At 48.7% G+C, this 12,210-nt stretch carries 8 protein-coding genes; 4 read left to right on the top strand and 4 right to left on the bottom strand.

Going from position 1 to position 12,210, the window contains the following annotated elements; all coding sequences use genetic code 11:
* Position 1: 1 nt before the first annotated feature.
* Together recB and recC are read right to left on the bottom strand one after the other, a co-directional pair.
* The gene (gene recB, locus VNE01S_RS07615) at positions 2–3,622 is read right to left on the bottom strand and encodes an exodeoxyribonuclease V subunit beta (protein WP_053395275.1); all 3,621 of its coding nucleotides are present in this window, start codon (positions 3,620–3,622) and stop codon (positions 2–4) included.
* Between the two features lie 287 nt (positions 3,623–3,909).
* Positions 3,910–7,368 carry an exodeoxyribonuclease V subunit gamma gene (gene recC / locus VNE01S_RS07620; protein ID WP_053395276.1) on the bottom strand — a complete coding sequence of 1,153 codons (3,459 nt, stop codon included), beginning with the start codon at positions 7,366–7,368 and terminating at the stop codon, positions 3,910–3,912.
* 228 nt (positions 7,369–7,596) lie between these two features.
* Here recC and VNE01S_RS07625 point away from each other — a divergent pair, with 228 nt between their 5' ends.
* From VNE01S_RS07625 to ppk2, 4 genes are all read left to right on the top strand, one after another.
* Positions 7,597–8,490: a LysR substrate-binding domain-containing protein gene (locus VNE01S_RS07625; protein ID WP_053395277.1), complete on the top strand. Its 894-nt coding sequence runs from the start codon at positions 7,597–7,599 to the stop codon at positions 8,488–8,490.
* A 101-nt stretch (positions 8,491–8,591) separates the two neighbouring features.
* A complete protein-coding gene (locus VNE01S_RS07630) occupies positions 8,592–8,891 on the top strand; it encodes a YebG family protein (protein WP_053395278.1) in 300 nt (99 codons plus the stop codon).
* A gap of 156 nt (positions 8,892–9,047) precedes the next feature.
* Positions 9,048–9,794 (top strand): copper homeostasis protein CutC, encoded by a 747-nt coding sequence (locus VNE01S_RS07635; RefSeq protein ID WP_053395279.1) that lies wholly within the window; start codon positions 9,048–9,050, stop codon positions 9,792–9,794.
* Positions 9,795–9,877: 83 nt separating this feature from the next.
* Positions 9,878–10,660, top strand: a complete 783-nt coding sequence (ppk2, locus tag VNE01S_RS07640) for a polyphosphate kinase 2 (protein ID WP_053395280.1) — start codon at positions 9,878–9,880, stop codon at positions 10,658–10,660.
* 5 nt (positions 10,661–10,665) lie between these two features.
* Here ppk2 and phoU read toward each other — a convergent pair whose 3' ends face one another.
* Together phoU and pstB are read right to left on the bottom strand one after the other, a co-directional pair.
* On the bottom strand, positions 10,666–11,364 hold the full coding sequence (phoU, locus tag VNE01S_RS07645) for a phosphate signaling complex protein PhoU (RefSeq protein ID WP_053395281.1): 699 nt from the start codon (positions 11,362–11,364) through the stop codon (positions 10,666–10,668).
* Positions 11,365–11,391: 27 nt separating this feature from the next.
* The gene (gene pstB / locus VNE01S_RS07650; protein WP_053395282.1) at positions 11,392–12,210 is read right to left on the bottom strand and encodes a phosphate ABC transporter ATP-binding protein PstB; all 819 of its coding nucleotides are present in this window, start codon (positions 12,208–12,210) and stop codon (positions 11,392–11,394) included.

A 12,210-nucleotide genomic window follows, 5' to 3' on the forward strand; every position in this document is an offset into this window, starting at 1 on the left:
ACTAAATTAACTCCATCTGGCCAGAACTGTTGTGTTTGGTATCGAGAGGCAGACCATCAATCAGCCGATCCATATCTTGTAAAAACTCTAAGGTTGGTTTCGCAGAAAAAATACCGTTGTCACTTTCGCCATCCATGCCACGTAAGAACAAGTAGTACACACCGCCAAAATGCTGCTGATAATCGTAATCAGGTAGTCGGCTGCGTAAGAAACGATGCAGCGCCAACGCATAAATCTGATATTGCAGATCGTATCTATGGTCAGCCATGGCCGCTTGCAGCGCTGCGCCATGATAATGGGAAACATCGTCACCTAAGTAGTTGGACTTCCAGTCCAGCACGTAATATTTACCATTGTGTTCAAACACCAAGTCAATAAAACCTTTCAGCATGCCTTGCACGGTTTGGAAGCCCAGATCGCCCGCCTTGGCCGACAATGGATCATGGCGCTGGATGACACGGTTAAGTGCTGGTGATGCCAGTACCTCTATCGGCAGTAAGAACTCCATCTCCACCAGTCGCTGTGACGGCTGTTTCTGATTGAGCACAATACTCTTGCCATCAAGAGGGGTCGCCAGCACGGTATCGATCAGTGTCTGTAGAATTGGCAACCAGCTTTCGTCCAGTTGCTCGCTTTCCATTAGAGAGACGATCATCTGCGTATTATCTTCACTGGATGCAGGCTGGGTAAACTCCACTTCTTCGAACAGGCTGTGTAAGAAAGTACCTGGGCGTGCGCCTCGCGGAAAGGTGAAGATTGACTGTTCTGGCTCAACGAGTTCCTCTTGCTCGTCTTCGCCGGATGAATCGACATCCAAGCGCATTAAATCGGTTAATGCATCATCACCATGCTGGCTATGCCCTTGCTTGATCAACCCCGAGTAACTGGTGATGCGCCAATTTCTGTCTATCTCATTTTGCAGTTCTCTGGCACTGAGATGCACCTTTTCTGATTGCAAAAGAGCAAATGGACTCTCTTGCTCATCGGGCAAATCAGCCAAAGTGACACAATCTAGCGCTTGCGCTTGCTGTTGCAGCACTTGGGTTAAATCGGAGATGCCGCCTTCTTGCCCATTTTGCAACAAACAACCCATTGCACTGCGATGCACCCCGGTTGGCTCTTTGGTTGATCGGCCATTGCGGATCGGTGCCGCACCGACAAAACAGCCGTAAACCGCACGAGTGAGCGCAACGTAGATCAAGCGTAAATCTTCCGCCAAGCGTTCTTTATCTGCTTGCGCTAACGCCGTATCCTGACCAGTAATATCAAGTACTGTGCGGTCTAATTTGGCATCATAGTATTTCGCTTCGCTGGCTTCACGGTAACTCAACACAAACGGTAAGAACACCAGATCATACTCCAGGCCTTTGGATTTATGAATCGTGACGATTTGAACTAAGTTGCGTTCTGATTCCAAACGCTGGATCTGATCATCACTGCCACCCAAGCCATTGTCGGCGTCACTGATGGCCTGAGCCAACCAGCGTAATAAACCGTGGTCGCTATCCAGATCCTGACTCGCTTGCTGCAGCTGTTCGCCGATATGCATGATATCTGTCAGCGCTCGCTCGCCGTTTTCTTCTTCAAGCAGGCGCTCCGCGATATGGCGTTTACTCATCACACTGCGCAGCATTGGCAACACACCGCGCTGAACCCAAAGTCTGCGGTATTCTTTGAATTCATTGATCGCGTTTTCCCACTCGTTCTCATCATTATTGAGCTTATCGAGTGTCCCCGCATCGAGTGCAAATAATTCAGAAGCCAAACTGGCGCGCAACGCGCGATCGTTTTCTGGCGTCAACACCGCTTGCAGTAAACGCTGTATGTCTTGTGCCATCGTCGAGATAAATACGCTATCGCGGTTAGACAGATACACGCTGGCAATGCCCTGTTTCGCTAACGCCTGTTTGACCATGCGCCCTTCGTTACCAGTACGAACCAGCACCGCAATGTCTCCGGCTTGTATCGGCTGCTTGCCTTTCTCACTTTCAAAGTAGGCTTGCTGCTCCTGCGACGCACTAAGGATCTCTTGAATTTGGTCAGCCGTCGCTTTTGCCATCGCCTTAAGGTAATCCCCTTTCGGCAGTGGTTTTTCTTCCGCCTCTTGCAGCCAATAAGTCAACGCGGGTTGCTTTTGACCACCCATAGTCCAAATACGTTGCTGGGCTTTCGGACTGTGGTTGACCGGATGAAATGGGATGTCGTCATCATAGATAAACGGGCTGTCTGGCAAATCAAATACCTGATTCACCGCCGCAATCATATCGGCGCTGGATCGCCAGTTTGTTCCAAGGGTAAAGTGCGAAGAAACCTGATTACGCGCTTTGATATAGGTAAAAATATCCGCGCCACGGAAACCGTAAATCGCCTGCTTTGGGTCACCGATCATAAACAAGCCACATTCCGGATTATTGAGATAGATGCGGCTAAAAATACTGTATTGCAACGGGTCGGTATCTTGGAACTCATCGATCATTGCCACTGGATACAGCGTGCGAATACGCTCGGTCAATTGCTCGGAGTCATCGCTGTCAATCGCGGCCGACAAGTTGGTTAGCAAGTCATCAAACGATAGCCACTGCTTTTGCTGCTTAGCCTGCGCCAACATATCGCGACAATGTTCAATCGCATGAGCTAACAGCGGCGCTTTTAAAGAGACAGGCTCAGCAATAAATACATCTATTGCAGCGAATACGGCGTGGGTGGGTGGCGTCCCTTTTGGCGTTTTCTCGTTTAGTGTGCTCTGGGCAAACTTCTCCAGCTTGTCTGGGTAGTCGTAGCTGGTGGTTTCAGATGCAGCCCACACATTGACGGCTTCGAGCCAGGTTGGCAGGGATTTTTTTGTATAGCTGCGTTTATTGATATCGGAGTCGCTGATCAGCGCCAGATAATCATCCTGATCTTTGCGCCAGAGCGCTTTTAACTCGTCAATGCGTTGCAAGTTTTCTTGGTGCAGTTCCGCCAAGCTGCCTTGCATTGCTTCAACCGTCAACTTTAACGGCAAGCCCGTTAGGTAGTTGTTCACATCAGCGAGTAGAGCTGCGGGCGATGCCCATATGCGGCGCACTTCACCCGCTAAATGGATCGGCAATGGGTAGAAATTGCGGCGCCAGTAATCCGCGACAATCTGCGCTTTTAGGTGGCTCTCATCGGTCACAAACTCATTGTTAAATCGGCTGCCGGACTCAAACGCATTTTGCGTTAACATACGTTGGCAAAAGCCATGGATGGTAAACACGGCGGCTTCATCCATTTGTCGCTCCGCTTGCAACAAAATTTCCGCCGCTTGCTGATGATCGACCACTTCTTCAAGCAGTGGCTCAATGACCGGATCGCTGCTTTTACCCCGGGCGAAGGCCAAACGCGCATCATGAATGCGGGCGCGAATACGGTCACGCAGCTCTGCCGTTGCCGCTTCGGTAAACGTCACCACCAGGATTTGATCCACCGTCAGTGGCACCTGATGTTTAGTGTCAGGACACCCATGACCCAAAAGCAACCTTAGGTAAAGGCCTGCAATGGTAAACGTTTTTCCCGTACCAGCTGATGCTTCAATTAAGCGAGCGCCATGTAAAGGAAAAGTCATGGTGTTAAGCGGAGTAACCACTGACTTAGCTGTCATAAATTCATTGCCCTTAGATATCACTCTGGAAGACAAATGTGATCCAGATTTAAAAATAAAAACTATTAATAATCGATGTAAGAAAGTAACGGGTTTATGCGAACCATCTCACAGCAAAGGGGCACATTAACCGATAGTATCCGCCGCACGTGTTGAGCAGGAAACCACTGCAATATACCCAACGAATAATGGTCCCTCTGACCTGTGGCCGTACAGCGAACGCCCTACACTATAATGATTTACTGGCGGCCACTCATTTCCCCCTGCTTTTACGCATTTCGAATCGGCTATTGCATATCTTCATGCTGCTTCGCCGCTAATCGAGGCCCTTGCATGACAAGCGTCGCCATAGTGCGAGCCTGGGCTGCTAGCTCTTCATTCCACGTTGGCCAAATACGAGCGATATAAGCGTTGTTTCCTTCCCCACTCACCATGTAACCGTCGTTAAACGCATCCGCCATTTTCTTCAGTGACTTTTCTTCATCGTCCACCCAATTACCGCGACTAAAACCCGCTTCCACGCACGCAAGCGCGGTTTTCGGGAAATAGGCTAAAGGCTCGGTCATACCTTGGTAGAACAAGCGGACCAACTCTGAGAGAAGAGCTTTCGCTTGGCTGGCGTCATCGGTAGGTGGGTAAACGAGGTGAACCACGCCTTCTTTACGATCGTAACCAATCATATGAGTGCGCTTTGCATGACCCATCGCACACATAGATAAATGGTCAATCCACGCCGAGAGATAATCTTGAGCACGAATTTTACCACTACGAAAACGCACCAAACCCGATTGATAATATTGGGTTAGCCAGCCTGTAAGATACACGTTTTTTCCTTCTCCCAGAACATCAAAGGTCAGCTTCACTTCCAGGTCGGTATCGTCGCTTTGACACAGCCACGTAAGTTTCTCAACCAGTTCTTCGGCTTGTACACGGTTGGTTTCAAACTCGATATCACCAAAGGCACCAATCGGTAATTTCCCTTGCGCTCTTTGCTGTTCGACAAACTCGGCGATCACGGTTTGCGTATCCCCGTCCCCGTCTATTTTGTGCGTAAGCAAAGTACTAAGAAGGTTATCTCTCATTTGATAACTTTCTAATCCATCCAATACAAACGGTTCGTCGTCTTCCATCACCGGCAGTGGTGGCTCAAACATCACTTTCAGACGTCGGTTAAAAAAGTACTGCACGGGCAAACGCCAGAATCGCTGCAACTCCACCAGATCCAGCTCAAGTGGGTAGGTCGCATCCGAAAGGTAGTCGGCTAACTGGCGATTAAACTCACCACTGCTTTGACCTTGCCGATTAGCTGCTGGTAGCCACTCTTTGGCATAGCTCGGTAACTCACACGAAAACGCAGATGGGCTAAAAGGCACCATAGGATGATGAGAGGTCAATGACTCGAGCAATTTCGCACCTGACTCATCACATGTCAGCGCTTCTTCACCTTGCAGGCAGTAGTTTTGATGGCAATACTCCATCAGCTCGGAGACCAGCACCGAAGGTACGCGCTCGGTGTTGTCTTGAATGGAGCGCCCCACATAGCTGATGTAAAGGGTTTGCTGCGCAGAGAGCATCGCTTCAAGGAACAGGTAGCGGTCATCATCTCGACGCGAGCGATCGCCTGGTTTGGCCCGACCATTCATGAGGTCAAACCCTTCCGGTGGCACAGAGCGCGGATAAATACCGTCGTTCATGCCCAGCAAGCACACGGTTCTAAACGGGATAGAACGCATCGGCATCAAGGTACAGAAGTTCACTTGCCCTGCGAGAAAACGCTGGCTAACGCGGGTGCCAGACAATTTATTTTGTAAGTACTGCGCCACGATGGTAGGGGCAAGCAGGTGCTCAAATGCCGCGTCCGTGAGTTGTTCTTTAAGAGCAGCAAGCGTATCCCGAATGGACTTAAGCGCGGCTTCTCCTTCCAGCTCGACACTAAAGAAATCGTCCAGAAGGTGCGTTAACACCTCACGCCAACTGTCGATGGATTGTGTTTGTGATAACTTACCGCGGTAGGTATCTACCGTTTCAATAAAGTGCGCCAGTTTTCCGGCTAGCTCCGCTCCCATACCCTGAACTTCGTTATATGGCGACAATGCGCCAGAAGTCGAGTCAAACAGCCCCGCAGACTCAGGCATGGCATAACCGAGCAGCATTCTTTGAATGCCGAATTGCCAAGTATTCTGCGCGGTTTCTGGCAGGTCAAACTCACACCCCGTCGACTCATTCAGCCCCCAGCGAATGCCCGACTCTTCTACCCACTGTTTGGCTTGGATGAACTCACCTTCACTGAGGTCAAAGCGCGCCAAAATCGCCGGTGTTTCCAGTAACTCAAGCAGCTGAGAGGCCAAACAACGTGTATTGGGCAAACTCACCAACTGCATAAAGGCATTTAGAATCGGGCTTTCTTGATCGGCGGTGCGATCCGAAATCGAATAGGGAATAAAACGCTCGCCCGGTGCGTTACCAAACACGGCTTGGATCGCAGGGCTGTAGGCATTGATGTCGGCCACCATTACGATGATGTCGCGTGGTTTTAGGCTTGGGTCGGCATCGAACATCGCCAGTAATTGATCGTGCAGCACTTCCACTTCACGCATTGGGCTGTGGCAGGCGTGCAACGTCAGTGAGTGATCATCGGCCTGGATCACCTGCTTATGAAAGCTGCTCTCAAGCTCATCGTCTTGCTGGTGTTCTTCTAGGTTTAAAATATCCGCCTGAAGATGGTGAAGCAACGAGTCGCGCTCAACGTCGACAAAGGCTTCTATTTCGTGTGATTCAAGCTGAGACAACAGATACATGTTGTCGCGCCCAAGTTTGCCCATTGACGCCAGCAAGCTATTGCCGACCACATCGGTATGCAGTTCATCGGCGAGGTTTTCTTCGATAGTACCTTTGAGTAGCGCGCTTTCGCCCTGTTGCTCGGAATGGTCTTGCTGCCAAACCACGTGTTTACGATGTTTTGCCGCTAGCCGCGCTAGGTATTTTCTGTCACGCACTTCGCCCCAGTAATAACGGCACGGGTTGGTAAACATCAGGTGGACATCAATGTGTTCACCAATTGCTTTCAACGCATCCATATATCGCGGCGGTAACGAGGTAATACCAAATACAAACAATCGCTTAGGCAAATGTTCAAAATTGCCAGCGTGACGCTCTAGCGCCTTAATAAAATCTTCATATAGGTTGGCACGGTGATAACGTGACTGACCCAATTCAAGGGTATGCTCATACAGCGCGTGCCATAATATCGGCTGCCACGCGTGCTCGCCTTCGAGTTCAGCGACTTCTTGGCCAGCCTCCCAAGCCGCGATCCACTCTGGACGATAGACCAAGTAACCATCAAAAATATCGGCGATTTTTTCTGACAACTGATACAGCTTACTGGCGTCTTGGTCATTTTCTAAATAACGGCCTAGTGCTTCGAATTCAGGCCTATCAAGCATACTTGGCAGTAAGTGCATCAGCTTCCAAGTCATCGACTCTTTGTTAAAAGCACTACGCTTGGGTACATCTGGCAACACTTCGGTAAACATGTTCCAGATAAAGGTCGCGGGTAGCGGGAACTCGATGTTTGCCGCTACACCAAACTCTTTTGCCAGCTCCATTTTGAGCCACTGAGACATACCTGGGCTTTGAACTAAGATTTGTTCAGGCTCAAATGGATTCTCAAGCGGATTAAGTCGAACAAGTTCGACCAACAGAGATTTAAGGATATCAACCTGATTGGAATGGTAGACAGTAAACAAAATGCACTCACACTATTTTTGCCGCAGTTAGCGATGAGATTAGCATAAGTGCATAACATTCCGGAGGAATATGCGCCTCAAATGAGTCAAAAGGTTACCCATTGCTCACTTAGGGTAAGGGGTCCCAGAAACATCACAGTTCCTGCAGTTTTTCGCGCTTTTCTCTTGCTAAACGTTTAAGCATAACCAAACAATGATGGCTACTGTTCAGCTAAACTAAACGTACCTATGGCCGCCAATATCTCTCTTAAACAACTGCGAGTGTTTATCGCGATCACACAACATGACACGCTGACTTCGGCATCAGACGCGCTTTGTTTGTCCAAAGCCGCGGTCAGTATGTCTCTGTCTGAGCTTGAAAAGCAGATCGGCCACTCTCTGTTTGATCGCGTCAATAATCGATTAATTCTCAATCAAGAAGGGCAAAAGCTGCTGCCACTGGCCGATGAGCTGATCCAGCGTACGCAAAACATCGAGCAGCTATTTAGTGACGACCAAACATTAACTGGGGCACTAAAAATTGGTGCCAGTGATACGATCGGCAATCAGGTTGCGCCGTACTTATTAAGCGAGTTTCGACACCGCACCGGACACAAGTCCCAAAGCTTATTTATCTCTAATTCTGCTTTGATCTGCGAGAAACTGGTCGACTATGAACTGGATATCGCACTGATTGAGGGGAAAACCCTACACCCTCAGCTGATTTCTAAGCAGTTTAGCCAAGATGAAATGTGCGTGATTTGCTCGCCCTCCTCACCTTTGGTCCACATGGAAAACTTCACCATCGGAAAGCTCGAAAACAGCGAGTGGATATTGCGCGAAGCAGGCTCTGGCTCGCGGGAGTTTTTCCTACGCGTGGTTGCGCCAAGAATTGAGCAGTGGCAAGAAGCCTTCCAGCTCAACACCACCGAAGCCTTGATCAACAGTGTTTCAGCGGGTTTAGGCTTAGGGTGTTTGTCTCGCTTAGCCGCGGAACCCGCCATCAAAGATGGCCGAGTTCGAGAGCTGACATTACCGCTCGATATGAAACGCCGTTACTGGCTTTTGGTCCACAAAGAGAAGTACCAAAGCCCGCTGCTGAAAGCGTTCATAGAATTTTGTGAACAGTGGAATAAAGAGTAACCACATGGCTCTCAGAAACCGGGGCGTGGCTGGACTTAATTGATTAAAAACTGTATAAACAGCCAGTAATCACTTGGGCAAATTTAACTAGAGGACCAACCATGGCTGTAATCGTCAAGTACGTGGTAGAACGCAATGGAGAAGAGAAAATGACTTTTACCTCTAAAGCGGAAGCTGACGCATACGACAAAATGCTTGATATGGCGGACGAGCTGTTTGAGCTACTAGGTAAAAGTGAGTTGCTAGAAGACGACGGTAAGCAAGAAGACTTAGCGATGTTCCTAGCGCAAAATAAAGATGAAGTCCTTTATGCACTGGGCGCAAAACGTAAGCCAGCGCCTAAAAAAGCAAAGGTAGAAGCGGTAACAGACAAAAACGCTGATCAAGAAGACGCGGCTTAATCGCTTTCATCTTATGTGCAAGTCACAAACATTTAAGACCTCGGCAAACGCTGAGGTTTTTTGTTTTTAGGGAAAAGAAAATCCGAGGGTTTTCCCTAATCCCCTCCTCTCTGACAGGCTACACTAAGCTCAACCTTTTACCTTTGAATAGACACCATGACCTACCACATTGAAGTTTGCATCGACAACTTAGAATCCCTGCACAACGCCATCGAAGGTGGTGCGACCCGTATTGAGCTTTGCTCCTCTCTGGCCCTAGGAGGCCTGACGCCAAGCTTTGGTTTTATGAAGAAAGCAGCGGAAATAGCGACCATTCCCACCTACGCCATGATCCGCCCTCGCCAAGGCGATTTTCTTTATCACCAAGAGGATATTGACGCCATGCTGCTGGACATTGAAGCCGCTGCAGAAGCCGGATTGCAAGGCGTTGTGTTAGGCGCTTTAAATAGCAAAGCCCAAGTGGACATGCACTTTACTCAGCAACTGGTCGAGAGAGCCCAGCTTTATGGCCTAGGGGTTACTTTCCATCGCGCGTTTGATCAATGTGTGGATTATCAGCAAGCACTCGAAGACATCATAACGCTGGGCTGCAAACGCGTGTTGACGTCTGGTCTAGCTGCGAATGTCGAACAGGGCGTAGAGGTTCTTACTGATCTGGTCAAGCTCTCTGGTGGTCGCATTTCCATCATGGCGGGGGCAGGTCTGAACGCAGAGAATGCTCTAGCAATCGTCAATCAAACCGGAGTGAAAGAAGTACACCTGTCTGGAAAATCGGTGCGTAATAGCCAGATGGCCAACATCTCCGCCGACGCCAAAATGGGCAGTAGCTCGATTGATGATTTCGCGATCCCCGTGACTAATCCTGAGGCAATACGAAAAGTGGTAAAAGTTCTCAGTTCCTAAGCTCCGTCCATACTCCGCACCTTGCAAATGGTAACATATTGATAACTTTAGATTACCTGAACCGACCTGCCTAGGAGCGCTGTATGAACCATAAGAAGTTGAATAAGAAGTTCTACCAAAAAGAGTTAGAAAAGCTGCAGATAGAACTGGTTAGGCTTCAAGAGTGGGTTAAGCAAGAAGGCCTTAAGGTAGTGGTGATCTTTGAAGGGCGCGATGCCGCAGGTAAAGGTGGGGTCATTAAGCGTATTACCGAAAAACTGAATCCGCGTGTTTGTCGCATTGCTGCTCTGCCAGCGCCGACAGAAAAAGAGAAAACACAGTGGTACTTTCAACGCTATGTTGCTCACCTGCCAGCCGCAGGAGAAATCGTGCTGTTTGATCGCAGTTGGTATAACCGTGCGGGCGTAGAAAAGGTAATGGGCTTTTGCACTGACGAGCAATACGACGAGTTTCTGCGCTCCTGCCCAGAATTTGAGCTTATGCTACAACGCTCGGGCATTATTTTAATCAAATACTGGTTTTCTGTTTCCGATGAAGAGCAGGAGCATCGCTTTTTAGAGCGCATTCACACGCCAATCAAACGCTGGAAGTTCAGCCCGATGGATCTAGAGTCTCGCAGCCGTTGGATTGAATACTCAGAGGCAAAAGATAAGATGTTTTTACACACCGATTCCAAACATTGTCCTTGGTGGGTGGTACCGTCAGATGATAAAAAGCGCGCCCGCTTGAACTGCATCAGCCATTTACTGAGTCAAATCGATTATCAAGATGTGCATTACCCAGAGATTGAATTGCCTGAGCTGAATAAAGAGGGCTATATCAGAGCCCCAATAGAAGAACAAACCTTTGTGCCGCAAAGGTATTAACCCAGCTACTTGAGTGCGTCATCAATGCTTTGTTCGCCCAAGTGGCGAACATCTTTGCCTTTAACGAAGTAGATGATGTACTCACAGATGTTCTGGCAGCGATCCCCCACGCGCTCGATAGCACGAGCAGACCACATAACTTGTAAAATATTCGGGATATTCTTCGGGTCTTCCATCATATACGTCATCAACTGACGGATCACCGCTTCGTATTCTGCGTCAATTTTATCGTCTAGTTTGTGTACTTCCGCGGCAGCATCCACATCCATACGTGCAAATGCATCCAACACTTGGTGTAGCATCGTAATTGCTTCACGGCATAGCGGCTCGAGCGAAACTTGGAACTGACGTTCTTGGGAAGAAGGGCTTTCAATCGCCACATACGCCATTTTTGTCGCCACATCGCCGATACGTTCAAGGTCGGTAATGGTCTTGATGATCGCCATAATCAAGCGTAAATCTTTCGCCGTGGGTTGGCGCTTTGCAATAATACGCGTGCAAGCTTCATCGATAGAGACTTCCATCGCGTTGACTTTGTGATCGTCACGCACCACTTTACGCGCCAGTTCGGTGTCTTCTTTATGCAAAGCCTGCATAGCAAACGATAGCTGCTGCTCAACCAAGCCTCCCATGGTTAGTACATGGGTACGAATAGACTCTAACTCGACGTTAAACTGACCTGATATGTGGCGACCAAAATTCATGAAGTGTCTCTAATTCCTATAGTGTTATTAACCGTATCTACCTGTAATGTAGTCTTCGGTTTGCTTTTTCAATGGCGATGTAAAAATGGAATCGGTATCTGAGTACTCTACCAGCTTACCCATATGAATAAACGCAGTGTGATCACTCACCCTAGCGGCCTGCTGCATATTATGCGTAACGATAACGACAGTATATTTGGTTTTCAGATCGTTGATCAGCTCTTCAATGGTTAAGGTAGAAATAGGGTCCAATGCCGAGGTTGGCTCATCGAGCAACAACACTTCTGGCTCTATGGCGATAGCACGGGCAATCACCAATCGCTGCTGCTGTCCTCCTGAGAGACCAAATGCATTTTCGTGTAAGCGGTCTTTGACTTCATCCCACAGTGCAGCGGCTCGAAGTGCTCGCTCTACTGCATCATCCAGCACACGGCTGTTTTTTAGACCTTGTAAACGCAGGCCGTAAACCACGTTTTCATAAATCGATTTAGGAAAAGGGTTCGGACGTTGGAACACCATTCCAACTCTGCGGCGAAGTGTCGCCACATCTACATCTGAGTGGTAGACATTTTTGTTATGCAGTTTAACCCTACCCTCAACACGACAACCCTCGACCAGATCATTCATTCGGTTGATACAGCGCAGCAATGTCGATTTTCCGCACCCCGACGGGCCGATAAACGCCGTTACGTGACCTTTCGGTATGCGCATAGAAATATCGCTAAGTGCCTGACTGTTTTTATAGAACAAGTTGAGTTCTTCGATAGCAATCGCAGTTTGCTCGTCACTCAGATTATTAACATCTAATGGAGCTGGGTAACCCAGCGTTTGATCTACTGAAAACAT

The sequence above is a fragment of the Vibrio nereis NBRC 15637 genome (assembly GCF_001591105.1).
Classification (GTDB): domain Bacteria; phylum Pseudomonadota; class Gammaproteobacteria; order Enterobacterales; family Vibrionaceae; genus Vibrio; species Vibrio nereis.